The sequence below is a fragment of the Pseudomonas sp. P4_C1 genome (assembly GCF_056402155.1).
Genome location: NZ_JBFUHY010000020.1, coordinates 55191 through 81628, shown reverse-complemented (window position 1 = coordinate 81628; position 26438 = coordinate 55191). Strand labels below are relative to the sequence as shown.

The following is a 26438-nucleotide window of genomic DNA, read 5'->3' as shown; positions in this document are numbered from 1 at the left end:
GCATAGATAAGTACAGATACCAAAATATCTGTATCTATTTTCCTCGTCATAAAACGCATTAGAAAAGCTAAGTATGCCTAATAAGATCGTGAGGTAAGTTGCTATTGTGGCTGCCGAAGAAATCACGATGATTTTATCAATTTCATTCGAGGATAACGTAACTTTCCTGAATAGGCATATTAATAGTAGTGGGGCCGCTAAAGTTATTAAGGGTCTAATGTCTCTTATAAGGTACTTTGGCTCGCCGTTATAGAGGTATACGGCTGATAAGATATATGCGAAATATATGAGGATTGCGATTGCCACAATGTTCAGTTTTTTTGGTATTCCTTTTTTTACAATAAAAATTGCAGAAATTGGCAGTGCGACCCAATAAAAGTGCTCAAAAAAATATATGCCAAGAACTGACACTTGCGTTTCAAATGCGAAAGAAGAAGGAATGACGCAACTCAAAATTATAAAAATCTTTAGAGATTTTCTTTTGTAAGTTAGGGTCAGTAGACTTGTCATTAGTGCGGCTAATGAGTATATCGCGTACATATATTCTGTTTTATTTAAGGGGTTAAGCTGTTTTTAGCACAGCGTTGCTATTGTCAAATGTAGTTGTGCCTGGAGAAATCCTTTTGAGGGTGTGCATATGCATGATTTGATTTTCTGTGAAAACCTAACCATCAAGATTTTTGGTTTAGACTTGGCTCCTCAACTATGCATGCCACTATTTTTTTTGGCAAAGAATATTCTGAACTGTTGTTTTTAGAAAGGCGGGGAATTCAACCGCCAAGTCGTCATGTGTCGCATAAGTCCCTAGGTTAAACATAAAGTTCAACTTGTTGCGTTCTAAGTCGTCAAGCAGTTCTTTAACATGTAATGGATACATGCTGTCAGTTTTTGAGCAGAAAATATCATAGGTACAAGTTGCACTTATTTTCTTTTCAAGGATTTTTCTTGATAATGAGTTAAGAGAATTGGCTGATTCGATCGAACTATCGCCGCATATGAACTTGAGTATATGTGCGTGATCTGGGGTGTTGAGATATTCCCCCAGCAAATATTGAGGGCCACCCGCTATTATATGTGTATTTTCATAGAAGGATGAGAAAAAAATTGACGCATATCCACCTTTGCTAGAGCCAGCAAATACCATCTTTTCTATTTTATTTTCTGCTCTTATTTTATTGATCAAAGAAATTGTAGCGTCTTGTATTTGAAAGTCTCCGTCTTGGCCTAGGTAGTAAGACCCCCTTTGGTCGAAGCCGAAGTCATCTAAAATGAAGAGTTTATTTGTGTTTACATCTTTGAGGCTGCGCATGTAGTTATAGCGCGCTGTGCTGTTTGCGGCAGGGAAAGCAGAAAATACAACAACAAGGCTTCGGCTCTCTTTCTCTTCGTGGAAAACATATTTCATCGGATGCAGGGCGCATGGATGTGTTTTTTCATTGAAAGCTTTTTGTTTTTTTTCTTCTAAGAGACCAAGCGCTTTAGTCATCTTAACTAGTATGGACATCTGTAGCTCCGACGTATGTTTTTAATATGTAAACTGATCTTAAAAGCCAGCCTGCAAGAATGCTTAGATAAAGGGTTGGTGTGGTCGCATTATTTGTTAGGTAGTCAAAATGATAAATTAATAGAAATAATAGTAAAGGGCATAAAGATATAATGTTGGCTATATGGTGAGAGCGAGGTGAGGATCCTATGCTCTGGATAGCAGAAATTGTTGAGTACGGAATTCTGCTGGCGCCAATTGCTAGCATAATCAAACATGATAATTTGTGCTCGTCGTCGAAAAGCGGAACGAATAAAATTATTGGTAGAATTGAAATGTAGATGACGACTGATGTATATGCTTGTTTTTTTATCGTGGTAATAACATCGGTTTTACATTTTCCATTTTTAATGTGCTGTGTTTGGTTTATTGCTAAGTAGCTTGATATTATCAGTAGAGGGGAGAGTAAAAGGTTTTGGTATAGAAAAAATCGACCCAGTGTTTCCAGTCCAAAATTTGTCTGAATAAACAATCTATCGCCAAATGAAAGTGCCGCACCTGTAAGCATAGTTAGAAGGAAGCTGAAATTTAAACTTGAGTTGTATGTTTTGTTATCCTTGGAGATGGTTGCACGAGGGGCTGAGATTGGATATGTTTTGAATGTGATTGCTACGAATATTATTTGAAATATTGTGCTTGGTAAAAGCAGTGAGGTTAGTGTGGGGGATGGCAGAAGTAAGCAAGTAAGTGTGCCAGCCAGGAACGAGACCTTCCAGCTCGCAGCGTGTAGTTGTGAGTGAAATTTTAGGTCTCTTCCTCGGTCAATGTAGCAGAATAATGTAGCTCCGAGCCCTAGGGTATATAACGTGTATACTATCGCTATATCTAATATCCCAATGACGGGGGCGGTTGTAAAGTTATATAGATACAATATCCCTGCAATTGGCGAAATAAAACAGAGTGATACAGACGTGTGAAGCTCTTTTTTGGGTATTTCAAGGATTTTGTTTTTTATGGAAGAAAGTCTTAAAATACTTTGTTCGTGCCCTAATAGTCCAAACGATGTTGATATTGTTAGCAGCGTAGCTATTAAAGAGTAAGCCCCATAATCGACACTATTCATTATCTTGGATAGTGAAGCATTTGCTATAAAAAAGGCTGCCGCCCCAGCCATAAGGGCTAGAGCGGCGGCGTGGTTTTCTACCTTACCTCTGATACGCGAGATTATTTCCATATTCCACGGGTATCAATGATTTTTCCGGAAATTTTGTCACATGGTACAGACTTGAATTCGTTGTGGTCGACGAGGAGGACTATTATATCCGCTTCAGCTAATGCTTCATCAAGGCTAGTAAGCGTTAAGTTGCTTTTGAGCTTAACTGGTAACTCTGAAATATTAGGTTCTACTGCAAGAGTGCGTCCAGGGTGGTTAGTAGCGATGTTTTTCGTAATAGATGCTGCAGGGCTTTCTCGAAGGTCRTCAATATCCGCCTTGAACGCCAAACCAAAGCAAGCAATGGTCACTTCCCGTGCAGTCTTATCCGGATGGGTTTGCAAGAATTCGGCGACCGCCAGTTTGACCTTGTCAATCACCCATTGAGGCTTGCTGTCATTCACTTCCCGGGCGGTACGGATCAGGTGTGCCTGTTCCGGTGTTTTGCTGACGATAAACCAAGGATCTACAGCGATGCAGTGGCCGCCGACACCCGGGCCGGGTTGCAGGATATTAACCCTCGGGTGACGGTTGGCCAGGCGGATCAGTTCCCAAACGTTGATATCCAGCTTGTCGCAAATCATCGAGAGTTCATTGGCGAAGGCGATGCTCACATCGCGAGAGCTGTTCTCGGTGAGTTTGCACATTTCCGCAGTACGAGCGTTGGTGACGATGCATTCGCCCTGGACGAAGATCTTGTAAAGGCTGATGGCCAATTCGGAGCACTTCGGTGTCATGCCACCGATAACGCGGTCGTTCTGCACCAGTTCGCGCAGCACATGGCCGGGCAGTACGCGTTCCGGGCAGTGGGCAATGCGAATGTCGGAGCTTTCACCGTGGGTTTGCGGAAAACTCAGGTCTGGACGGGCTTCGGCGAGCCAGGCGGCCATCTGTTCGGTAGCGCCGACCGGGGAGGTCGATTCAAGAATGACCAGGTCGCCTTTCTTCAACACCGGGGCAATGTTTTTACTGGCCGATTCGATGTAGGTCAGGTCCGGTTCATGGTCGCCCTTGAACGGAGTGGGCACGGCAATCAGAAAAGCATCGGCGGGTTCCGGCCGGGTGGTGGCGCGCAGGTAGCCTTCAGTCACGGCGGCATGCACAACCATGTCCAGGTCGGGCTCAACGATATGAATCTGTCCACGGTTGATGATATCAACCGCGTTTTGATTAACGTCGACACCGATCACTTGTTTTTTGCGCGAAGCGAAGACAGCCGCCGTGGGCAAGCCGATATACCCGAGACCAACGACGGAGATGGTTTTGAAAGGCATGGGACGTCCTTGAATGGTGATGTGTTGATACGTTGTTCAAGCGAGCTAACAGCCGGGCAAAGCCACGGCTGTTAAGTAAGGGAGGGGGTTAACGAGCGAGCAGCGCCTCGATGATGCGCTGACAGGCTTTACCGTCACCGTAAGGGTTATGGGCGTAACTCATGGTGCGGTAGGCGACCGTATCGGTGAGCAAGCGGTTCAGTTCGCGGGCGATATCGGCGGTTTCAGTGCCGACCAGTTTCACCGTGCCTGCGGCAACGGCCTCTGGCCGTTCTGTGGTATCGCGCATCACCAGCACGGGTTTGCCCAGCGACGGCGCTTCTTCCTGGATGCCACCGGAGTCGGTCAAGATGATGTGCGCACGGCTCATCATGTGGACGAAAGGCAGGTAGTCCAGGGGCTCGATCAGGTAGATGTTGTTAATGCCGGTCAGGAGTCGATTGACCGGCTCGCGCACATTGGGATTGAGGTGCACGGGATAGACGATATCCACCTCTGGATGTTGCTGGGCAACCTCCATCAACGCCTGACAGATGCGTTCGAAGCCGTCACCGAAACTTTCCCGGCGATGGCCTGTCACGAGGATCAGTTTTCGAGCTGGGTTCAGGAAGGCCGCCGGTGCCGAGGCTTGGGCAAACAGTGCCTGGTCCTGATCGAGACGCTTGACGACATCCAGCAGGGCATCGATCACGGTGTTGCCCGTGACGACGATCGTGGCTGGGTCAACGCCCTCGCGCAGCAGATTGGCTTGTGACGTTTCGGTTGGCGCGAAGTGCAGGTTGGCCAACGCCCCCGTGAGTTTACGATTGCCTTCTTCCGGCCACGGCGAGTAGAGGTTACCCGTGCGCAAACCGGCTTCGACGTGCGCAACCGGTATCTGCTGGTAGTAGGCCGCGAGGCTGGCAGCGAAGGTGGTGGCGGTATCTCCGTGAACCAGCACGATATCGGGTTTGAATTCTGCCAGGACTTTCTTCAGCCCTTGCAGGATCGCGCTGGTGACATCGGTCAGGTCCTGGCCGGGTTTCATGATGTTCAGGTCGAAGTCCGGCTCAATGGCAAACAATCCAAGCACTTGATCGAGCATTTCACGGTGCTGGCCGGTGACGCAGACTTTCGCCTCAAAGCGTTCATCTGCCGCCAGTGCCAACGCAAGTGGAGCCATTTTAATGGCCTCAGGACGGGTACCAAAAATGCATAGGGTCTTCATAGGGCGATCCATTGCTATGTTCGTAGCTGAAGGTGGAGGGATGTTTGGACTGACATAACAAATGTCGTTTCAGATCGATGTTGTATAAAACAACGGTGAGCCAACCTTTGTTGATCCAGGGAAATACGCCGAATTAACGGATAACCATCGACGTGGGGTGCCACTAGTTTGATTTTTGCCACGCTACCGCCCCAGGATTAATTGCCAGTCCCTGAGAGCGTCATTATTTATTAATGTGTCTGCATCTTTGTTCAGCTGCAGGTAGCAAGGTGGAGTTGATATGGCTACCGCCGTGCATTTTTGCTCGACGGTAGCGGGGTACAGATAACGGTTAGTTAACTAAACGCTCTCTGACTTATATTCGTAGTTGTAATAACCATAATCGGCATAGCCATATTTGGCCGAGGCGCGTTTTTCAACGCCATTGAAAATGGCGCCTTTCAAATCAATGCCATTTTGAGCAAAGCGGCGCATGGTCAATTCAATTTCACGAACCGGGTTAAGTGCAAAGCGCGTCACAATCAAGCTGGTGCCCGACTGGCGACCGACAATCGCCGCATCCGTCACCGCCAGCAATGGTGGGGTATCCAGAATCACCAGGTCGTACTGGGCGCTGACTTCGTCCAGAAAGGCACTGAAGTTCGCGTGCATTAGCAGTTCTGAAGGGTTGGGCGGAATTTGGCCGCGGCCGATAACGTCAAGGTGCTCGAATTCAGTTTTATTGATCGCGGTTGCCAGGTCGCAGCGCTTGACGAGTAAATCTGAAAGCCCGTTTTCAGCGGGAGTTCCGAACACTTTATGCAAATACCCTTTGCGCATATCCAYGTCGATCAGCAATACACGCTGGCCGGTCTGAGCGATGACCGCAGCGAGGTTGGCGGAAACGAAGGTTTTACCTACCTTGGGGCTCGGGCCGGAGATCATCAGGCGATTATTGCTGGCTTCGAGCATGGCGAAGTGCAGACTGGTGCGCAGGCTGCGCAAGGCTTCCATGGCCAGGTCTGTGGGGTGACTGCTGGCCAGTATGGGTGCGACGTTGTTGGCGCGGCCCCGGTTACCACGGGAGAGTTTGCTTTCTTCACTTTTCTGCAGCGCGCTGAACGGAATGGAGGCATAAACCGGCAACCCCAGCTGTTCAATTTGATCCGGATTTTCCACGCCGCGGTTAAGGGCTTTGCGAAACAGCACCACTGCAATCGCCAGGAAAGCCCCTAGCAGGGTGGCGATGAGTACGATCAGGGCCTTCTTGGGTTTTACAGGCTTGTGCAGATCCACATCGGCGGTATCGACCAAGCGCACGTTGCCCACGGTGCCAGCACGCATTACATCCAGCTCTTGGGATTTATTCAGGAGCTGGGTATAAATTTCGGTGCTGACTTTTACATCGCGGGTGAGGCTAAGCAGTTCTTGCTGCGTTGAAGGCAGGCCCTCGACTTTTTTGGCCAAACCATTCTGCTTGGCTGTCAGCTCGCCTAATTGGCTGAGCAAGGCCCGATAGGCGGGATGCTGACGGGTAAACTTGCGATCCATTTCCGCTTGCTGCAATTTCAATTCGGAGATGCTGGTATCCAGCGCCACGATCTGGTCGAGAATGGCTTTGGCTTCCAGGCTGATATCGATGGACTTACTGCGAATTTGATACTTGTTCAGGGCGTTTTCGGCTTTTTCCAGGTCTTTACGGACCTGAGGCAGTTGATCTTGTAGGAACTCCAGGCTTTGAGCGGCTTCGGCCGACGTTCGCTCAACATTTTGCCGTACGTAGAGCTTGGCGATTTCATTGAGGATTTGAATGGCTTCGGCCGGTTTCTCGCTCTCAAGAGCAAGCCCGATCATGCCGGACTCTTTACCGCGTTCTGCTACATCAAGTACCTTTTGGTACGCCAAGATGCTGGTCAGGCGTGGGTCACGCACAATTCTGAACGTTGTGCCAGGATTGGCCTGCAACACCTCGACTTGCAGTTTGATGCCGTCCTGGTCATAGGCTTGGCCCACTTGGCTTTGGACCAGGACATTGTCGTCTTCATCCAGCAACGTGAAGTGGCCACTTTCACCGCTGACGAAAGTTAGTTCCTCACCCAGAAGTTCTTGTGGGAGCTCGAGCTGAAATATTTTCAGGGTTTCGCCACCCCAGGCAAAGCTGCTCATGCCAAACCATGGCGTCGCGACCGTATTCACAGCGTCTGGTTTGAAATGACGAGCAATAAAGTCGCCAATCAACGGAAAATGGTTCGGCTCGACGGTAATATCGAGCGATAAATTGTCGATAACCTTGCCGATGACGGCACGCGATTTAATTAATTCAATTTCTGTGGCTGAAGGTGACTCTTTACCCAACATGCTGTTGATATCGGAGAAACCGAGCATGTCATTTTTTTTAGCCTCCACCTGTACCAAGGCAGTAGCTTGGTAAACAGGATTGGCCAACACCGCGTACGCCGTGCCAACGGCCATGGAGGCAGCAGTGATCCCGGCAATCAACCATTTATGATCGACCAGTGTTCCGAGTAGGCCCATCAAGTCGATTTCATCATCGTCATGTGAGGTTAATGCTGGAGTTTGCTGCATAAGTGGGTTCTTTTTTAACAGATGTTCGAGGAGTGGTTTAGCGTGCGAGACGCCTTGCCCAGGCGGTTACTGCTTCTTCAATCAGCGCGTATGCATGCACGAAAGCAGGTTTGCCTTGACGGTAGGGGTCGCTGATTTCGCGGTTGTTCTGCCACTTGCCCAGCAAGAAGACCTTGCCGCGCGCTTCAGGCGCGATCTTGAGAACACGGTCTATGTGGGACTGCTCCATCACCAGGATCAGATCCGATTCGCTGATGGTGGCGGGGGTCAGTTGATTGGCTTTGTGCTCGTTTGGCAGATGGCCATGCTCTTCCAGTACGACCCGGGCGGTGGGCTCGATAGGGTGGTCTTGTAGCGCGCCAAGACCCGCGGAGCTGACTTCGATGTCGGACCGACCCAGTGCTTCTCGCAACAAATGTTCTGCAGTGGGGCTTCGGCAAATGTTGCCAATGCAAACGATGAGAATCTTGTTAAACAAGGCAACCTCCCTGGAAATTCCACACTTGCGGTGATGGTGCAATTGGAAAGACTGAAATTCTGTATTTCTTCAATGGCACTTTTGTGACGGCTTGCAGCTATTGGGTGTGTGCCTCTTTCCGTGAGGAATTACCGTACTGGATGAAACTGTTCACTGCGAAGACTCTGATCTGCTGGAATCTTGACTTGGCGTGTGCTTGACAGTTGCTGTGCTAAAAATGATAACTGGCAACCCACGACAAACTCAACCATTAAATGCCACGTGGTTATTGAGTGCGCGCGGAAAAAAAATATCAATATATAAAGTCAGATATTAAATAACATCACTAACTCTTAAAATAACATTGCTGGCTATTATCGGACAATTTTTAACATTTCCGGCTTTTTTGTGTTGTGCAGTATTGGGCTGTGTTAAATAGCGTGAGGCGCGGTTCGACGATTAGTGTAGGGGATTGCTTTGGGTAAAGCGTTCTCCAGCATTCGTTTGTTGCCAATAAGTTTCGCATGTATTTAAAGGGCGCAGTTTCCATGATCGGCCAATTCCGTTTCTCAGGTGCGTTTCCATCCTTGGGAGAAATCCGTCGCAAGGTCGAGGAGAGAACCACGGAGCTACTTGGCCACATAGGCGTAGAAGGGGTTGATTGTGTCCATCCATAGTGCTTCGGCGGTTCAAACGACCTTGCCTGAGAGTCTCACTGCTAGCGCCTGGTATTTGGTTCAATGCAAGGCGAACCAGGACGAGCGTGCAGAGATCAATCTGGATAATCAGGGGTATACCTGTTTTCGCCCTACGCACCGGCGCGAGCGTGTTTTACAGGGGCGCAGGAGGATTGTTCGCGAATCGCTGTTTCCGGGTTATCTGTTTATCCAGCTAGGCTCAGGTGAGAGCTGGGCGCCTTTGCGTTCTACCCGCGGTGTGTTGCGAATTGTCAGTTTTGGCGGCAAGCCGCTGCCCGTAGGTGATGACTTGATCGCCCGACTTCATGAGCACGATAGCGGAGCCCCTGTGGAGGCTGGGTTTGCCTGTGGCGAGAGGGTGCGTATCAATGAGGGGCCTTTTGCCGATGTGGAAGCGATCTTCCTGGCGATGGAGGGAGAGCAGCGTGTGTTGCTCCTGATGACACTGCTGCAACGTGAGCAAAGAATCAGCATCCCCCTGGTTGATATCAGTAAACATTGACACGGCGCATTGCTCCCGGCCAGCCAATCAGCGAGCAGATACCATTCTGGCAACGAGGTTAGTTGCTCTCGTCTTCGCTCCCCCCCAGTAGGCATTAAGCATTTTTTCGCAGCGCCGGGAAGGTAGCGGTCTCAATCAGGGCCGCATCTTTACGGCGTCGCTGACGTTCCAGCTTGCGAACAGGTTTATGTCGGCACCTGATTGCCCGGAATCCACTTTTTTGCGGTCGACTGCTGCCGTTGCGCCTGCCTGAAGATAAGTCCGGGCATGCCGATATCGCCCTGAATCGGCTCATCAGCTGTACGGTATCGAGCAGAGATTTAAAAGAAGTCGGCGATGAGTATCGCCACGAGAGTCGACAGCAGAACAGTCTGCCGGTGTTGATGCAGTTGCAGGCGTGGCTGGTGAGGGTCCAGCCACGAGTGACGAGGCTAACGCATTGCGCAAATGGCTTGCGTCTCCTGGTTAACCTGCAGGTGCATCATCAATAAATGTCTTTTGACAGCAGGGTGAACGGTGTCTTCACCAGGATTTTCACATCCAGCCACAACGACCAGTTATTGATGTACTTGAGGTCGATCTCGACGCGCTTCTGCATCTTGTCGATGGTGTCGGTCTCGCCGCGGCAACCGTTGATTTGAGCCAGCCCGGTGATCCCCGGTTTGATTCGGTGGCGCGCCATGTAGGCGAGAATCTTGCCGGAGTAGTAGTTATTGTGCGCAACGGCATGAGGACGTGGCCCGACCAGCGCCATATGGCCCTGCAAGACGTTGAACAATTGCGGTAGCTCATCGATGGAAGTGCGACGGATAAAGCGCCCGATCGGGGTGATCCGCGAGTCGTTACGGCTGGCTTGCTTGACCTCGTGATCGTCGTGTACGCGCATCGAGCGAARCTTCCAGACCTTGATGACCTTTCCGTTCCACCCGTGGCGGTCCTGTTTGAAAAACACCGGGCCATGGGAAGTGAATTTGACGGCCAGGCCAATGATCAGCAGCAACGGGCTTAGAGCGACAATGGCCATCAGCGCCAGGCTTTTATCGAACAGGCTTTTACTCAGCGCGGCAGTGGGTTGGCTGCTCAGCGGGCATTCAATCAAATGGATTGCCGGCATGCCATCCACATCACTGACCGAGTGATTGAGCAGTGTCAGGCTGTTCAAGTCCGGGACCCAGACCACATCGACGTTGGCATCCAGCAAGTCGACATACATTTCTTCGATTTGTGCCGCTTCGCTCAGGGGGAGCGTGATGTACAGGCGTCGGATGTCATGGGTCTTGATCAGTTCGAGCAGTTCCTCTTGCGGGCCTACGACAGGTGGCATACCCGTCTCCGGCAAGGCAGTGGTGTCGGAGCTTACCAGGCCGACCAACGGGAAGTGCTCGAGGGCACGAAGCTTGTTAGCCAGGCCCAGTGCCAGTTCGCCAGTGCCAACAATCAGCGTTCTACGCTCGATTTGAAGCGCCCGTTGGTAGTACTTCGAAAAACCATGCAGCGGGACATACAAAACCGCCTGCCCGATGTAGCTGCTGAAAGCCCAAATCAGGATGATTTCACGGGAAAACAGTTCGTTGGCCTTGCAGAGGAAGGCGACAATAGCCAGCGCTGCCAGTGTCATTGACCAACCCATCAGTAGTCTGATCAACCCTTCCAGGTAATTATCCTTTTTTGCATAGGCGCCGCACCATGTATAGGCCGGAACCGATGCAAGCACGGTAAGCGTTGCGCATACTCGATAATAGAACTCTACCGTTCCAGTCTGGTAATAAACCAATAGAAGTAACAGGGCGACAACAAAGCCCTGACCCAATGCCCACTGTCCCCAGAAGGTCAGTCCTTTGAGGGTGGTATTTCGATTGATACGAAGATTGTTAACCATACGATATCCCCAAAATACGTCCATTCGTGTTTCGACAAACAAGAGCCAAAATTTATGCGTTAAGAGTTGTTGTTCATGCTTAGATGGCGATTCATTGACGACCGAAACGCCACGCGGGCGGCGCTGTCATCAGTCCATAGGTTAAATTATTAGTGCGGGCACTGTCTGACGACTTTTAACGAGCGGGTGGTGTATCTGGTTGATATGTCTGGGTGAGAAGCGCGTTAGAAATAGTCTGGATTCAAGTTTGTTAACGCGGCTTTATAGAGGGCGCGGGCGGTGCCGGAAATACGGAGGGGCGATGGCATGGCGTGCTTTTTTATTGTTGTTTTGCACTGCCGGGACGAACATCTGAATTGCTCAGGCCAGATTTTTTACGCGGACGATTTTTTGTATCACACAGTACCCGCGATTCCTCACTGCACGAAAAAGGCGTTCGCCGTTACTGGCTTTTTTAAATTTTTCCTGTAGTCGACTCAGGCACATTTCGAGACCCCGATATTGTTCAGGTTCTCTACCGATGCTGCGGATAAGGTCGTCCTTGCTGACCACGCGATCTTCATGGTGCAGCATTTTTTTAAGCAGCGCGGCCTCCAGGCCAGTCAAGACAATTTCCACGTCATCTTTGATCAACGCGCCACTGCTGTCGCTCAGTCGCCAGGTTTCAGTCGCTGGAGCGTGCGGTTTGGCTGGCTGGGAGACATATTCCCTGGTGTCATCCCTGGAGCTGTCTACGGTTGATGTGAAGTGCGTAAATTTCGATACGGATTGGGCAGCTTGCCATTCGGACTTGAACGTCGAAAGTATGCGCTGGGTATCATGCTTGATAACCGGAGGAACCATTCTGGCCATTTGCGGGGAAATAATCTCCATAAGCTTGGGGGCAGAAGTGGGCGGCGCAACGCCTTCAAAAAACATTTTTGCCTGTGACGTGCCGTAACTGTTGTATCGCTTGCTGGACAGTAATGCTTCAAGCTCCAGTTGTAGTGCGGGGTTGTGAGTAACTACGACAAAGTATTTTCTGGGGAGGTTTGTGCTGCTATCCATGGCTCTCTCCTGAGTTGCACGTCTTGAATTCGGTTTAAAGGTTGTCGGCAGGGGAGTAATGACTCCCTTGAAAGTAATCAAAGGGCAGTGCACGTGCCAGTATATGGCTAGCAGCATGCTCCACTCTGTCCGCTATAAAGGCGACTTTTGTATTGTGAGCGAGCATGGTCATGCGTTCGTGAAGACGATTGAATAACTCTGGGTTGCCACTGAGCTTGAGGCTCAAGTCTAGAGAGGAAATGGAAATCTTTATATAGTCGAATAGATTCAGGGTGGTAAAGATTTCGATACTTTCATCGTCGATGTTGTAGTCGTCGAGCGCGATTTCTATGCCGTGATCTTTCAACAGATATACGTTGTGAAGGATTTTCTTTTTTTCTGCGAAGCTGACAGCCGACAGGGGGAGCTCATTGAGCGCGACAACCAGTGTCTGGCCAAATTCGCGCAGAGCGGCGCCGGACTGTATCAGCTCTTCCGTGAGCGCAGAGTTGGCGAGATCTGACTGCCCTACGCAAACAAATCTACGGCTCAGGTATTTATTTCCGTTGGTGGTGTTGTGATCTTTCAGCGAGAAGGCCATCAGCCTGGTCTGCATCAGTACTTCACTGTAGATCCCACTCATCTGATGCGCTTCTGGCGCGCGGGACGCGCAGGCGGAGTCGTCAAAATGTATTCTGATCTCGCTGCCAAACGGGCAGTCATCCCGAGTGAGAATCAATTGTCGAGACAGGTAATGCTCTGCGTGACCGTAGAGTCGCACGCTCCCTGTTGCGTTCATAATACAGAAACTCCCTTTTACATTAAGAATCAGGTTGTCGAGATCAGACCCCTGATTAAACGATATCCATGCCCACGAATACTTTGAATGGCGTTGCTGCCATACATGCCTTTTATTTTGCCGCGAAGGYGACTGATCGACTTTTCCAAGGCTCTTGGGTCATAAAAATTTATATTCAGCCCCATGATTCTGGCGATTTCATCATGGCTCAATATCTGGTTTTTCGTTTGAGAGAAAGCCTCAAGAATTTTCATTTCCGCAAACGATACGTCCAGCTTTTTATAGTCGCCAATCAGGCACATGCGAGTGGGGTCCAAAAGCAGATTATGCTTTTTTTGCCATTCTGGACTGCTAAAAAACTCCGACAGTGCGTCAGTATTTTCGCCTGCAAAAGTGTCGCAATTAATACAGTAGTCCGCCCCGGCAAGATAATATTTCATCTTGTTGTAGGTGCCTCTACCGGTGATGGCGATGAAAATTATTGACGCCARATTATCGGCGCGAATGTTTTCTACCAGGGTGAGGCTCTCAACAAACGCTTGAGGGCTGTCAATAACGATGAAAATTGCACGGTATGAATTAGAATTCTTGTTTCTTTTGAATGAGTTGCTATAGCACATTGCATCAACGGCAATATCCTGGCCTACGTGGCTTGCGACTAATTCCCTAAAGCCCTCAGCTAGCGTGTGGGTTCGCCCAATGGTGAGAACACCTGTCTCCTCCTTCACGTCGCTGTGGCCTGTAGTCGTTAATTTCCCTGTAAGCATCATGCTTTGACTCGGATAGGTGCTGGCATTCGAATGTTAAAGCACCAATTCTCGCTTGTGACTGACAATTGGTAACATTTCACTGTTTTTTCAGACGGCCGTCTCGTTTTTTTAACATTGCTTGTCATTCTGACGTGATCGTTTGCCCTCCGGTGGTTCGAGGTGCCTGATGATCGATGGCAATCTCGTGGGGTTGATGAGGTATAGCATTGTGCCATCTATTGGTCCAATGCCCCGCATTTTCGCAGCCATATGACCGCGCATGTCGTTAAAGTTTCAGCCACCTGACTTTTTTTGATTGGGCGTCATGAGGCGGTAGGGTTTTGTTGTTTCAAGTGCGATTTTTTGCTCTTGTCTGGCTCAGTATTCTCCAATATTAACCGTTATATAACGTTGATATCGGTGGTGTCGGCCATGGACATTTCATAACATTGAGTTTTATTAATCGGCCTAATGCGCTTTACTTTCGTGTTGGCGTTGAATTAGAGCGAAGTCGACGCATGGGTATTTGTCGTTGAGGGGGGTTAATGGATCTTTGGACAGCCATCACAGTGTTGATTTTAGGGATGGTCGAAGGTCTGACGGAGTTCTTGCCGATATCAAGTACAGGGCACCAGATTATCGTCGCGGACTTGCTCGGCTTCGGCGGCGAGCGAGCGATGGCCTTCAACATCATCATTCAATTGGGCGCGATCCTGGCGGTTGTCTGGGAGTTCCGCCGCAAGATTCTCGAGATCGTTACCGGCTTGCCGACCCAGCGCAATGCACAACGTTTCACCTTGAATCTGTTAATCGGTTTTCTCCCGGCAGTGGTCTTGGGGGTGTTGTTCGCCGATAAGATCCATGAGTATCTGTTTAATCCAATCACTGTTGCAGTGGCACTAGTGGTGGGTGGCATCATCATGTTGTGGGCCGAGCAGCGGGAACATGTGGTGTCTGTCGACCATGTTGACGACATGCGCTGGACCGACGCCCTCAAGGTCGGTTTCGTGCAATGCCTGGCGATGATTCCGGGCACCTCGCGCTCGGGATCGACGATTATCGGTGGGTTACTGTTTGGTCTGTCGCGTAAGGCTGCCACGGAGTTTTCGTTCTTTCTGGCGATGCCGACCATGGTCGGTGCCGCGGTGTATTCCGGCTATAAGTTTCGGGATCTGTTCCAGGCCGGGGACCTGCCTGTGTTTGCGCTGGGTTTCGTGACGGCGTTCTTTTTCGCCATGATCGCCGTGCGTGGTTTGCTCAAGTTTATCGCCGCCCACAGTTACGCCGTGTTCGCCTGGTACCGGATCGGATTCGGTTTGCTGATTCTGGCAACGTGGGTATTCGGTTGGGTTGACTGGACCGGGGCTGTAGCGCACTGACACTCGCCACCAGGCTGCACGACATGCAGCCTGGTCACAGGGGGCGCGGTTAACCGTTAACGTCCCTCAAGCAGCTCCGCCGCTTGATCCAGCAAGGCCAAAGGTTCTTTGGCCTTGTGAATGTCCACCGACAGTAACTGCCGAAACTTGCGCGCCCCCGGGAACCCGGTGCCCAGGCCCAGTACATGTCGGGTGATGTGGTGCATCGAACCACCTGCAGCGATGTGCGCCGCTATATAGGGACGCAACTGCGCCAGCGCCTCAGCCCRGCTGATCACCGGCGCCGTGCTGCCGAACAGCTGCTGATCCACCTCGGCCATCACATAAGGGTTGTGATACGCCTCACGGCCCAGCATCACGCCGTCGAACGTCTGCAAATGCTCGTGGCAGGCCTCCAGCGTCTTGATCCCGCCGTTGAGAATAATCTCCAGCTCCGGAAAATCCGCCTTCAACTGCGCCGCTACGTCATAACGCAGAGGCGGAATGTCGCGGTTTTCCTTCGGCGACAACCCCTCCAGAATCGCGATCCGCGCGTGCACGGTAAAACTGGTGCACCCGGCATCCCGCACCGTGCCGACGAAATCACACAGTTCTTCGTAACTGTCGCGCCCATTAATCCCGATCCGGTGCTTGACCGTCACCGGAATCGACACCGCATCACGCATCGCCTTCACGCAATCGGCCACCAACTGCGGATGCCCCATCAGACACGCGCCGATCATGTTGTTCTGCACCCGATCACTCGGGCAGCCGACATTCAGGTTCACCTCGTCGTACCCGTGCTCCTGCGCCATCCGCGCACACGCGGCCAGGTCCAGCGGCACACTGCCGCCGAGTTGCAATGCCAGCGGGTGCTCGGCTTCGTTGTGGCGCAGGAAACGGTCGTGATCGCCGTTGAGCAAAGCACCGGTGGTGACCATTTCGGTGTAGAGCAGGGCGTTTTTCGACAATAGGCGCAGGAAAAAACGGCAGTGGCGGTCAGTCCAGTCCATCATCGGTGCGACGGAGAAACGGCGGGAAAGTGGGGCGGGTGTGGCGGTGGTTACGGACATGAGGGATCTGGAATCGGTGAGGCTGGGAGAAGGGGGAGTTTATCAGTATTGAGCTTTTGGGGCTGAGGTAAGTCTTATAGCGGTATTCGAGACATCTGACCGAGGGCGCGCGCGGGTGACTGTTGAAAAATAGATCTGTCCCGAAGGCACTGATCGTCTTCACGAACATAAGACATCCCCACCGGTATACTGTCGGCCGTTCCCGTTTCTAGGTTTGGTCGTCATGGTTAATCGCCGGCAATTATTAAAAATCAGCGCCCTAGGCACCGCTTCGTTCGCGGCGCCGCTGGCGTACTCTGCGAGCAACATAACCATGGCCTACAACACCGGCAACGCGATTGGCTCAACTTCGCCAAAAGACTTGTCCGATAACGCCCGGAATCTGGATCATCTGGTCAACGGGAGTGATCCGTCCTACCTCGATCGCAAGGGCGTGCCCCGTAAATCGTGGAAGGGGATGGAGGGTGAGCACAATGCGGATCAGACTCGGCGCAAGTCAGAGTTCGATAACGACCAGGATAACCGCGCAGCCCAGTTCAACACCTTTATGGATGCCAGTGGCTACGAGCCGCCGATTCCCTACGACCCCGGCATCCTGCTGGATCGCACGACCAAGACGGTTTCCTATCTCGGCAACGAGTACCGGGCAAAAGGGTCGTTTATCCCGTTCACCACTACCAACTGGGCGACTGATGAGGCGAAACTAAAGCTGATCGGTGACGACTTACTGCGGCAGGCCCTTGCCAACCCCACTGACCCGAGCAAAGGCGCGAGGCTGGTCGCGGGGACGATTCGGGTTGTCAACGTCAAAGACCTCGGTGCAGTGGGCAATGGTGTTACGGATGATACCGACGCTATCCAAGCGGCCTTAGACTCAATAGTCAACACCCCTTTGACCACGCAGCAAAGGTCTGGAGGTGCAACGCTATTCTTCCCGGAAGGCGTCTACCTGATCTCTAAACCATTGGTTGTTAAGTCAGTAAACACGATTCTTGCCGGGGCAGGCGCAGGCGCCACGATAATCCAAGCAACCCCTGGCACTTTCTCTGCGGATGCGGGTCCAGACCTTCATGGCAAGTGGATGATCATATGGGACGCAGCGTACGTACTAAGTGGAGACGACTTATACAATTGTCATGTCTTTGACCTGTCGCTTGATTTCAACAACAGAACGGATGTAAAGGGTATCTGGATCGGCGGCGGCCGAAATTCGTCGTCTATTGAGCGTGTCCAGTTCGTTCGCTTTTACACCCACCTCGTCGAGCTTGGTAAGTCTTCCCGAGACTTCCACTCTATCACCCAAGGCTTCCTGGTTAGCAATTGCCTCGCCATCTGGGATGGCAACGCTGGTCAGCACACGGCGGACCGGGACGGGATTCTGTTTGTTATATCCGGAGGCAACGAGAACACGTTTTTTTGCGTGACTGCTGTATCGGGTGCGGGGGAAACCTCCACAGGCACCGGTTTTATTGTAGGGTCAGGGAGTTATAATTGCGGCGGCAACCGGTTCATTGCCTGCACGGCAAGTAATTTCAAGGCTTCCCATATTACGGTCAGCAACGTAAGTGGGTTCGTTGTTGGGGAAACGATCACTACCGGCGACGGGTACAAAGGTATTGTCTCATCGGTAGTAGGTTCAACTCTCCGGGTGATTACGCCGATTGACGGAACGTCGAAATATGTCCCAAGGGCGTCCGACTCTATAGGAGGCGGAACCAGTGGAGTAACAACCACGATCACATCGGCTGTATTCGGCAAAGCATGGCATCTTGCAAACTCCTGGAGTACCGTTATAGAGAGCGTCGCCGACATCGAATCTTCAGTTTGTGGCGTTTTCATGGACAATAGCGACGCTACAAAATGCACGCAAAACGTAGTGCGAGGGGGGCGTTTCTATAGTTGGACTGCTTCCTGTTTTGTGGCCTTCGGTCGTAGCCAACTCAACCGTTGCGAAGCGGATGTGTACTTGTCTTCGGTGTCGGTATTGCCGGGGGCGAAATATGCTACTACACAGTTTTATACGGTGGGCTCTCTTAACGCCAGCTTGATAAAATTCGTTTCTACTGACCCGACCAACTCTGCCATAGAGTACTTAGCCGCAGGCGGTATAAACGTTCGAAACTCAGCCAACACAGCAATATACGCAGGGAAGAATGGTACGGGTGGTGTTCGCGTCGATAACTTCCGTACCGACCTCTTCGACGCGAACCAAGTGCGGTTGCTGGATCGCGAAGGGAACGTACGCATTGCGACTGAGAACAGCGGTAACGGCAAAGTCACTGCGAACGACGGCTCAGGTACGCCGAGGGTCACAGTTGCCTATGACGGTACGGTTACGGTCAATAGCGCACCGGGTAAGAATGTCGTAATACAACAAAACGGCGTAAGTAAGATTGTTGTCGATGACGCTGGGCGGATACGGATGCTCGGGCTGACCACTGCAGTCCCTGGCGCGCCTGAAGCTGTTTACAAGCTGGCGGACGGGACCATGAAGGTTACACCGCCGTAAAATTTTAATTTACACAGCCCCTGATGAGAGGGCCTCACTCCACTCCGAGGTACCTATGGCGCTTAAACAAACCATCAATTTTCGCGGCCTTTCTGTCGCGGACGCATATATTAGGATCAACGGGATCACGATTAGCCCAGGCAATGAGCGTATCGACTTCGTCGCGCACTACATGGCGTCTGGCGCCGATATACCGTTCAACAACGCGAGTATTCAGTGCGCCTATAACCTTAACGGGGAAAACCCGATCATGCAGGGATATGAGCACTTGAAAGCGCTGCCGGAGTTCGCGCATGCAACCGACGGCTGATCGCTATCCGAACAACAAGCAGCCCGCCTAGTGCGGGCTTTTTTCGCCTGGAGAAAAGTAAGCGCTCCATAAACCCCACATTCAATGTCCCCCACCTGATCCCCGATGCTGTGCTCCCGATTTCTTTCCGGAGCCAGCACCTCATGATGCGTCCCGACGCAAAAGTCGAAAAAGTCTATCTCTACCCCAAGCCCGTCGACTTCCGAAAACCCATCGTAACCGAGTACCAAGGCTCGCCGGACAGTTCGATGCAGCAGTCGCTCTGTACGCCACAGATAACAAGCGTGGCGATCCATCATCGGCGCGACGGAGAAACGGCCGGAGAGTGGGCGGGGGCGGTGCTTACGGACATGGGGGATCTGGAATCGGTGAGGCTGGGAGGTGAGGGAGTTTATCAGTATTGAGGGGGTGGAGTGGAGAAGAGCCCTTTACGCGAGCATTTCAGTTTCTTGAAATCCATCGCGGTATGAAATCAACCAGATTGAACGTCGGTTTTTCTTTTTATCAAAGATCATCCAAGTCAGGGAAAGTGACTCGCTCTACAATCCAGGGCTCTACGATTTCCCCACGCATCATGCGTAAGAACGAACCCCATTCCTTTCGATTGTGAGCATCCGGCCCGATAACGGTCAGCAGCAGATATTCATCTCTGAAGTCGTCGTAGGCGTAGATGAGCCAGAAGTCATTGTCTGGATCATCAGCCAGTGAGGTTCGATAATACTGGCGACTGATTTTTGCCCAGCGGGCTTGTGTTTTTTCTGAGCTCGCGAGGTGAACATGATGCATTTCGCTCAGATCAAGTCTTTCGTCTCTACCGAAAATGTCAGGCAGATCGCCGAATAGTTTGTAGTTGTAGAACTGTGCGGCAATTGTTTCCCAGTGTTTTACTCTTTGGAAAATTGCCGCGATTTTGACTGCCGGCATCCAGGCCTACTTTGTAATAGGAAGCTTGCCAGTAATCACAAACGCATCGAATACCTTCTGCCCATCACGCGCGGCCTCTCGCACATCCAGAAACGTCAGTTCTTTATGGATGACCTTTCTGCGAGGCTTGTCGGTTTTTTTGGTGGTGGCCATGGGCGCCTCCGATGGATGTGTATGCATGCTGGTCAGCTTATTTGATTAATGGAATCCGGGCAAACCGAGCGGGTCGGCATGCTATGCGGGTGTAGCTTGGACTATAGTCTTCGGGACAAAAGTGCAGCAATGCTTGAGCGCATGGACATTTCTGAGTGTTGTGTAGGACATCGCTTTTTTAATGAGCTTGTCTCGCTCCGGCCCCGATGTGCCGTAGCTGAACCTATGCTGTCACCCTTCAAAATTTCATGATGTTCAACTGAGGCGAGGTATAGGATGAAGGCCTAAAGCTCCTATCATCGTGCCGCCACGCCACAGGAATCTGAAAAATGATCGCCAACCTCGTCAAAGTTTCGCTGATTGCCGGTGCTTTGTTGCTGAGTGCCTGTTCCGGTGTGAGCTCCCATAGCGATTATTCGACCGACTCGGTGCAGCCGGCCGGCTTTGGCCCGGGGCCGACCAACAGCAATGCCGCCAAGATGAATTTCCATGGCAGCGCGCTTGGCAATAGCTTCGGCGAGTACAGTTCAGGATTGTTGCACGACGATTGATATGCGGACACGCAATGAAAAAAGGGCGCTCCCACGGGAGCGCCCTTTTTTGTGCGGGAAAGAATGCCCCATTACTTCGCGTCAGGCACCGCCAGCCACTGCCGCAAAATCTTCTGATAATTGCCCGTCGCCTTGGCCAGGTGCAGCCATTGATCGACGTATAGCTTCCAGGTGATGTCGTCGCGGGGCAGCAGGTAGGCTTTTTCGCCGTATTGCAGGTAGTGCGTGGGGTTGACTGCGCACAGCCCCGGTTTGAGTTTCTGCTGATACAGCGCCTCCGATGCGTCGGTGATCATTACGTCGGCTTTTTTATCCAGCAGTTCCTGAAAGATGCTTACGTTGTCGTGCAGTTGCAATTGCGCCTTGGGCAGGTAGGCGTGGACAAACGCTTCGTTGGTGCCGCCGGCGGGTTCGACCAGGCGAACCGTTGGTTGGTTGATCTGTTCGACGGTCTGGTACCGCGCCTGGTCTTCGCAGCGCACCAGCGGGATTTTGCCGTCGACGTCGAGGATGTTGCTGAAGAAGGCTTTTTTCTGCCGTTCGAGGGTGACCGAGATGCCGCCCATGGCGATGTCGCACTTGCCGGCGAGCATGTCGGGCATCAGGGTTTTCCAGGTGGTGGGCACCCATTCGACCTTGACGCCAAGGCTGTCGGCCAAGGCGCGGGCCATGGCGATGTCGATGCCGGAATGCTCGCCGTCCTCTGATTTGAGGGTGTAGGGCTTGTAGTCACCGGTGGTGCAAACGCGTAATTGTCCCTGTTGTATGACGCTGTCCAGGTGCGAAGGTTCTGCCTGGGCGCCAAGGGAGAGTGCGAGCAAGCCGCCGAGCATCATTGCTCTGTTGATTTTCTTCATTGTTATCGGACTTTTGTGCTGGAGTGGTTTTGAAGGGGGAGTGTAGTGAAACTTTCACCGGTGTGAAAAATCAGCGCCCCCATAAATGGCTACCACCTTGCGTCATTACTTCAAGCGTTCAGCCGCTTTGCGATAAACCTGCTCACGTTCCCGTTTATCCACGGCTACCACAAACACAGTAATTTCCTGGTCAATCACTTGATAGACCAAGCGGTAACCGCTGCTACGTAGTTTGACTTTGTAGCAGTCGGGAAAACCATGCAGGCGGTTAGCTTCAATGCGTGGATTGTTCAGGATCTCCACCAGCTTCTTTTTGAGCTGCTGTCGGACTGTGTCGCCAAGTTTTTGCCACTCCTTCAATGCACGGGCATCAAACTCAAGGCTATAGGTCCTCTATAGAAACCTTTACTCGTTGAGGAGATGCAAGCCGTTTCCGCACGGTGGCCAATAAAGCCTCATCGTCTTCAGTCATCAAGACAGGCTTGAAAGGCAACTGACCACGCTCCGCTACATATTGCAGGGTCTGGCGCATCAGTTCGGAAGGCGTGACGCCGAGCTTTTCCAGTTCGAGAAAGGCGCGAGCCTTGAGGTCGTCATCGATACGGATGTTGATAGATGCCATGGGATAGATTCTCATGTAATGACATTTGTCATTACACTGAATCAAGAGTTCCTCATTGGCAAGTCCGCCGAGACGTACGGCTAATTTAGAGAAAATTCGTACTCGGGAGGATGAAAATGCCAACCAGCAAAGATCCCAACGCCTGGGCCTTTGCCCAGGCCTGGGTGGCCCAAATTTAAATCAGTACTTAAGTGTCAGAGATTTCCCCCTGAACATTGCTCATTTCCACTTCCGGACTCAACGTCCCCAGCCACGCCACCAACCCCACAATCAACACCGCTGCGGCCATTTCCACCACCACACTGCGCCGAAGTGCATGGGCCGCCGTGCGATATTGGCCCTCTCGCAACGACTGCTCCAGCAAGGGGCCAAGATGAAAGCGGTTCAACGCCGCCAACACCAGCATCCCGGCAAACAGCAGCACTTTGATCGCCAGCAAAATGCCGTAGTGGCTGAGTGAAACCTCATCGAGCTTCGGCCCGACGATGAGCAGGTAGTTCACCACGCCCGTCACGGTGATGATCACAACGATCAGCGCACCGACACCTTCGAATCGCTTGACCGCGCGAACCAGCAAGCGAATGTGAGCTTGCGATTGCAGGGTCCGGGTTTGCGCCATCAGGGCAAACGCAAGCAACGCACCGAGCCAGGCACCCGCTATTAGCAGGTGCAGGATGTCTGCGGTGAAGTGCCAGTAACGGCGACTGCCTTCGTCCATGGCGCCATGCCCGCTCCAGGCCAGGCTGGCGAGGGCGATGCCGCCGGCCGTGGCGGCGATCACCAGGCTGATGCCGGGTGATCGTGAGTTGAGCGTCAACGCCAGCCCCACGGCTGCTAACGCAATCATCCGCACGGCCCAGGCCAACCCGACGTCGGTCTCGAACAGCATCATCTCGATGTGTGGGCGCAACTCGGCAACGTCTGATTCGCCGCTCATGGCGCGGACCATCAACACCATGCCGGCGATGGACAGCAGTGCGCCGAGCCCGGCTGTTGCCGTCAATAATCGGCGAAAGGGCAGCACCGTCCCGGATAGCCGTTCCTGTCCTTTGAAGCTGTAGAGCCCGAACAGCGCCACGCCAAACAACAGCATCAAATCCACATACAACACAAACCGCAGCACGACGTTGGCCGAGTCGCTCATCGATCATTTCACTTTGAACGTGACGTTGCCGGTGATCGGATGGGTGTCCGACGACACCGCGCGCCATTCGACCTTGTAAGTGCCGGCAGTCAAGGGCGCTGTCGGAATGATGAACATGGTCTTCGGATCACTGCCGCCACTGACTTTGGCCTTGATTGGCATCGGGTCATGGGCCATGCCGGCCATTTCGGTCATCAGCAGTTTTGCGCCGGAAAACTGGGTGACGAGGTTTTCGGAAAAGTGCAGTTCGATCTTGTCGGGTGGCGTACCGGCCGCGCCTTCCGCCGGGGTGGAGGAGAGTAGTTTGGGGTGCGCTTGAGCGAGGGTGCTAACAAGCAGGCCGCTGAGCAACGCGACTGCGATAGCGGTGGGTTTGAAGATGCGCATGCAAGGTCCTTTACCGCTTGAAGCGGTTGTTGTTGGTTTGAGGTGAGTCTGTTCAGAACCACAGCCGAACACCGAGCACCAAGCGTGCTTCGCTACGGTCCTCGCCTTCGTCATTGGCAAAGTCGGCGGTGTTGCCGTAGGTGCGGTTCCAGGTGACGCCGAGGTAGGGCGCGAATTCCCGGCGGATTTCGTAGCGCAGGCGCAGGCCGGCTTCGGTGTTGGACAGCCCCGCGCCGATGCCCCGTTGCGGGTCGTTTTTGCCGTAGGCGTTGAGTTCGATGGTTGGCTGCAGGATCAGCCGATTGGTCAGCAGGATGTCGTAGTCGCCTTCCAGCCGCACGGCGCTCTGGCCGCCTTCGCCGATGAAGGCCGTGGCTTCGGCTTCGAAGTTGTACAGCGCCATGCCTTGCACGCCGAACGCAGCCCAGGTTTGCGGGGCGCCGGGTTTGAAGTCCTGGCGGACGCCGCTGACGACGTCCCACCATGGGGAAATGGCGTGGCCCCACAGGGCCTGGATTTCTGCGTCCTCGGTCACGCCATTGCTGCGTTCGCCTTCGGAGCGCAGCCACAGATGATCGATGTCGCCGCCGATCCAGCCGGACAAATCCCAGGCCAGGGTGCTGCCGTCATCGGCGTCCTGCCATTCCAGTTTGTCGGCGAGGAAGAATGAATTGAGCGTGCTGTCATGTACGTGGTGACCGGCAGGATCGGCATACACCGCAGCGCGATCGGCATCGGTGAGCACCGGGATCGGCGTGCGGCTTTCGCTGGGCGCGGCGGGCTGCATCTGGCCCTCGTCCATGCTTTGCATCTGGCTGTGATCCATGCCTTGCATCTGGCCGTGGTCCATCTGGCTGTGATCCATGCCTTGCATGTCATCGCTGGCGGCCATCGCCGTCGAGGTCGCGAGTGCGAAAAAAAACGGGGTGAATCGAATCATGGGGTGCGCCTCATTCTTCCACGCGAACTTCACGGAACATGCCCATTTCCATGTGGTACAGGAGATGGCAGTGATAGGCCCAGCGGCCGAGCGCGTCGGCAGTGACCCGATAGCTGCGCCGGGAGCCCGGTGGCATGTCGATGGTGTGTTTGCGCACCATGAACTGGCCGTTCTCGTCTTCGAGGTCGCTCCACATTCCGTGCAGGTGGATGGGGTGCATCATCATCGTGTCGTTGACCAGCACGATCCGCAGCCGCTCGCCGTACTTGAGGCGTAGCGGCTCTGCATCAGAAAACTTCACGCCGTTGAATGACCAGGCGAATTTTTCCATGTGCCCGGTCAGGTGCAGTTCCAGGGTGCGGCCGGGCTCGCGGCCGTCCGGGTCTTCGAAGGTGCTGTGCAGGTCGGAGTAGGTGAGCACGCGGCGACCGTTGTTGCGCAGGCCCATGCCGGGGTCGTCGAGTTTCGGTGAGGTGGACATGGCTTGCATGTCCACCAGCGGGTTGTCGGTTTCCGAGGCCGGGTGGGATTGCATGCCGGGCATGTCGCCCATGGCCATGCTGCCGTGATCCATGCCCGCCATGCTGCCGTGGTCCATGCCGGCCATACCCATGCCGGCCATGCCCATGTCATCCATGGTCACCAGAGGGCGTGGGTCCAGTGGCGGCAGCGGCGCGACTAGTCCTGTCTTCACCGCCAGGGTGCCCCGTGCGTATCCGGTGCGATCCATCGCCTGGGCGAACAGGGTGTAGGCCGCTTCGGTCGGCTCGACGATGACGTCGAAGGTTTCCGCCACGGCAATGCGAAACTCGTCGACGCTCACCGGTTTGACGTGCAGGCCATCGGCGGCGACCACGGTCATTTTCAGGCCGGGGATGCGCACGTCGAAGTAGGTCATGGACGAGCCGTTGATGAAGCGCAGCCGCAGTTTTTCCCCCGGGCGGAACACCCCGGTCCAGTTCGTGTCCGGCGCCTGGCCGTTCAGCAGGTAGGTGTAAGTGGCGCCGCCGACGTCCGCGAGGTCAGTGGGGTTCATCTTCATCTCGGCCCACATCTTGCGATCGGCGACGGTCGGCCCCCAGCCTTTTTCGCTGACGTCGTGGATGAAGTCGCCCACGGTGCGTTTGTTGAAGTTGTAGTAATCGGACTGTTTTTTCAGGGTCTTCATCAGGCCGACCGGGTCTTCGTCGGTCCAGTCGCTGAGCATCACCACGTAGTCGCGGTCGTACTGGAACGGCTCCGGATCCTTGGCGTCGATCACCAGCGGGCCGTAGACGCCGGATTGTTCCTGAAAGCCCGAATGGCTGTGATACCAGTAGGTGCCGTTCTGCTGCACGGTGAACTGGTAGACGTACATGCCGCCCGGCTCGATGCCCTTGAAGCTCAGCCCCGGCACGCCGTCCATGTTGGTCGGCAGCAAGATGCCGTGCCAGTGAATTGAGGTGCTGTCCTTGAGTTTGTTGCGCACCCGCAGCGTCACCGTATCGCCTTCACGCCAGCGCAGCAGCGGGCCGGGAATGCCGCCGTTGATGGTCGTGGCGGTGCGCGGGTGACCGGTGAAATTCGCCGGAGATTCGCCGATGAACAGGTCGAAGTCGCTGCCCGCCAACACCTGCGGTTCGCCGGGACTGCTGATCGCCCAGACCGGCGTGCGCCATAACTCGAGGCCGCCGAAGAGCCCGCTGATGGCCAGCCCTTTGACGAAAGTGCGTCTTGATGTGTGGGAGTGCATGCCGTGTGTTCCGCCCGTCAGCCTGT

General features: G+C 53.0%; 25 protein-coding genes and 1 pseudogene. 6 read left to right on the top strand and 20 right to left on the bottom strand.

All coding sequences use genetic code 11. The features are described 5' to 3' along the window. Positions 1-715: 715 nt before the first annotated feature. From AC1DU9_RS14630 to AC1DU9_RS14605, 6 genes are all read right to left on the bottom strand, one after another. The gene (locus AC1DU9_RS14630) at positions 716-1504 is read right to left on the bottom strand and encodes a hypothetical protein (protein ID WP_477810400.1); all 789 of its coding nucleotides are present in this window, start codon (positions 1502-1504) and stop codon (positions 716-718) included. After that, on the bottom strand, positions 1488-2717 hold the full coding sequence (locus tag AC1DU9_RS14625; RefSeq protein ID WP_477810399.1) for a hypothetical protein: 1230 nt from the start codon (positions 2715-2717) through the stop codon (positions 1488-1490). Before AC1DU9_RS14625 ends, AC1DU9_RS14630 begins: the two co-directional genes overlap by 17 nt. Further along, a complete protein-coding gene (gene wecC, locus AC1DU9_RS14620; RefSeq protein ID WP_477810398.1) occupies positions 2708-3970 on the bottom strand; it encodes a UDP-N-acetyl-D-mannosamine dehydrogenase in 1263 nt (420 codons plus the stop codon). Before wecC ends, AC1DU9_RS14625 begins: the two co-directional genes overlap by 10 nt. Positions 3971-4058: 88 nt before the next feature. After that, positions 4059-5177 carry a non-hydrolyzing UDP-N-acetylglucosamine 2-epimerase gene (wecB, locus tag AC1DU9_RS14615; protein WP_477810397.1) on the bottom strand — a complete coding sequence of 373 codons (1119 nt, stop codon included), beginning with the start codon at positions 5175-5177 and terminating at the stop codon, positions 4059-4061. A gap of 339 nt (positions 5178-5516) precedes the next feature. Then, entirely contained in the window at positions 5517-7742 is a 2226-nt protein-coding gene (locus tag AC1DU9_RS14610) for a polysaccharide biosynthesis tyrosine autokinase (protein WP_477810396.1), read from the bottom strand. 37 nt (positions 7743-7779) lie between these two features. Next, positions 7780-8220 (bottom strand): low molecular weight protein-tyrosine-phosphatase, encoded by a 441-nt coding sequence (locus AC1DU9_RS14605; RefSeq protein WP_477810395.1) that lies wholly within the window; start codon positions 8218-8220, stop codon positions 7780-7782. A 648-nt stretch (positions 8221-8868) separates the two neighbouring features. On the opposite strand from AC1DU9_RS14605, the gene rfaH reads away from it, so the two are divergent. Beyond that, the gene (gene rfaH, locus AC1DU9_RS14600) at positions 8869-9399 is read left to right on the top strand and encodes a transcription/translation regulatory transformer protein RfaH (protein WP_477810401.1); all 531 of its coding nucleotides are present in this window, start codon (positions 8869-8871) and stop codon (positions 9397-9399) included. A gap of 484 nt (positions 9400-9883) precedes the next feature. Here rfaH and AC1DU9_RS14595 read toward each other — a convergent pair whose 3' ends face one another. The 4 genes from AC1DU9_RS14595 to AC1DU9_RS14580 form a co-directional block, all read right to left on the bottom strand. Next, positions 9884-11278: an undecaprenyl-phosphate glucose phosphotransferase gene (locus tag AC1DU9_RS14595; RefSeq protein ID WP_477810394.1), complete on the bottom strand. Its 1395-nt coding sequence runs from the start codon at positions 11276-11278 to the stop codon at positions 9884-9886. A gap of 360 nt (positions 11279-11638) precedes the next feature. Further along, positions 11639-12325, bottom strand: coding sequence for a winged helix-turn-helix domain-containing protein (locus AC1DU9_RS14590; RefSeq protein WP_477810393.1), 687 nt, complete (start codon positions 12323-12325; stop codon positions 11639-11641). Between the two features lie 34 nt (positions 12326-12359). After that, entirely contained in the window at positions 12360-13103 is a 744-nt protein-coding gene (locus AC1DU9_RS14585; protein ID WP_477810392.1) for an EAL domain-containing protein, read from the bottom strand. 29 nt (positions 13104-13132) lie between these two features. Continuing rightward, positions 13133-13873 (bottom strand): winged helix-turn-helix domain-containing protein, encoded by a 741-nt coding sequence (locus tag AC1DU9_RS14580; protein WP_477810391.1) that lies wholly within the window; start codon positions 13871-13873, stop codon positions 13133-13135. 524 nt (positions 13874-14397) lie between these two features. Here AC1DU9_RS14580 and AC1DU9_RS14575 point away from each other — a divergent pair. Then, the gene (locus tag AC1DU9_RS14575) at positions 14398-15231 is read left to right on the top strand and encodes an undecaprenyl-diphosphate phosphatase (RefSeq protein ID WP_477810390.1); all 834 of its coding nucleotides are present in this window, start codon (positions 14398-14400) and stop codon (positions 15229-15231) included. 56 nt (positions 15232-15287) lie between these two features. On the opposite strand, the gene dusA is transcribed toward AC1DU9_RS14575, so the two are convergent. Further along, positions 15288-16283, bottom strand: a complete 996-nt coding sequence (gene dusA / locus AC1DU9_RS14570) for a tRNA dihydrouridine(20/20a) synthase DusA (protein WP_477810389.1) — start codon at positions 16281-16283, stop codon at positions 15288-15290. A gap of 223 nt (positions 16284-16506) precedes the next feature. Between dusA and AC1DU9_RS14565 the strand changes: the two genes are divergently transcribed. The 3 genes from AC1DU9_RS14565 to AC1DU9_RS14555 all read left to right on the top strand — a co-directional run bounded on the left by AC1DU9_RS14565 (position 16507) and on the right by AC1DU9_RS14555 (position 19506). Next, on the top strand, positions 16507-18792 hold the full coding sequence (locus AC1DU9_RS14565) for a glycosyl hydrolase family 28-related protein (RefSeq protein WP_477810388.1): 2286 nt from the start codon (positions 16507-16509) through the stop codon (positions 18790-18792). Between the two features lie 55 nt (positions 18793-18847). Beyond that, on the top strand, positions 18848-19102 hold the full coding sequence (locus tag AC1DU9_RS14560) for a hypothetical protein (protein WP_477810387.1): 255 nt from the start codon (positions 18848-18850) through the stop codon (positions 19100-19102). A 143-nt stretch (positions 19103-19245) separates the two neighbouring features. Then, positions 19246-19506 carry a hypothetical protein gene (locus AC1DU9_RS14555; protein ID WP_477810386.1) on the top strand — a complete coding sequence of 87 codons (261 nt, stop codon included), beginning with the start codon at positions 19246-19248 and terminating at the stop codon, positions 19504-19506. 100 nt (positions 19507-19606) lie between these two features. On the opposite strand, the gene AC1DU9_RS14550 is transcribed toward AC1DU9_RS14555, so the two are convergent. Then, positions 19607-20026, bottom strand: coding sequence for a type II toxin-antitoxin system YafO family toxin (locus AC1DU9_RS14550; protein WP_477810385.1), 420 nt, complete (start codon positions 20024-20026; stop codon positions 19607-19609). Between the two features lie 6 nt (positions 20027-20032). Further along, positions 20033-20179, bottom strand: a complete 147-nt coding sequence (locus AC1DU9_RS14545; RefSeq protein ID WP_223462687.1) for a hypothetical protein — start codon at positions 20177-20179, stop codon at positions 20033-20035. Positions 20180-20508: 329 nt separating this feature from the next. On the opposite strand from AC1DU9_RS14545, the gene AC1DU9_RS14540 reads away from it, so the two are divergent. After that, positions 20509-20730, top strand: a complete 222-nt coding sequence (locus AC1DU9_RS14540) for a hypothetical protein (protein ID WP_223462685.1) — start codon at positions 20509-20511, stop codon at positions 20728-20730. 71 nt (positions 20731-20801) lie between these two features. Here the strand turns inward: AC1DU9_RS14540 and AC1DU9_RS14535 are convergent, their stop codons facing one another. The 7 genes and pseudogenes from AC1DU9_RS14535 to AC1DU9_RS14505 all read right to left on the bottom strand — a co-directional run bounded on the left by AC1DU9_RS14535 (position 20802) and on the right by AC1DU9_RS14505 (position 26412). After that, on the bottom strand, positions 20802-21587 hold the full coding sequence (locus tag AC1DU9_RS14535) for a transporter substrate-binding domain-containing protein (RefSeq protein ID WP_477810384.1): 786 nt from the start codon (positions 21585-21587) through the stop codon (positions 20802-20804). Between the two features lie 105 nt (positions 21588-21692). Continuing rightward, positions 21693-21977: pseudogene (locus AC1DU9_RS14530) on the bottom strand (type II toxin-antitoxin system RelE family toxin); the annotation flags it as partial. Beyond that, positions 21970-22209, bottom strand: coding sequence for a type II toxin-antitoxin system RelB/DinJ family antitoxin (locus AC1DU9_RS14525; protein ID WP_477810383.1), 240 nt, complete (start codon positions 22207-22209; stop codon positions 21970-21972). The gene AC1DU9_RS14525 and the pseudogene AC1DU9_RS14530, both read right to left, overlap by 8 nt. Before the next feature lie 187 nt (positions 22210-22396). Next, a complete protein-coding gene (gene copD, locus AC1DU9_RS14520) occupies positions 22397-23353 on the bottom strand; it encodes a copper homeostasis membrane protein CopD (protein WP_477810382.1) in 957 nt (318 codons plus the stop codon). 3 nt (positions 23354-23356) lie between these two features. Next, entirely contained in the window at positions 23357-23740 is a 384-nt protein-coding gene (copC, locus tag AC1DU9_RS14515; protein WP_477810381.1) for a copper homeostasis periplasmic binding protein CopC, read from the bottom strand. Positions 23741-23792: 52 nt separating this feature from the next. Then, the gene (locus AC1DU9_RS14510) at positions 23793-24680 is read right to left on the bottom strand and encodes a copper resistance protein B (RefSeq protein WP_477810380.1); all 888 of its coding nucleotides are present in this window, start codon (positions 24678-24680) and stop codon (positions 23793-23795) included. 10 nt (positions 24681-24690) lie between these two features. Beyond that, on the bottom strand, positions 24691-26412 hold the full coding sequence (locus AC1DU9_RS14505) for a copper resistance system multicopper oxidase (protein WP_477810379.1): 1722 nt from the start codon (positions 26410-26412) through the stop codon (positions 24691-24693). Positions 26413-26438 lie beyond the last annotated feature (26 nt).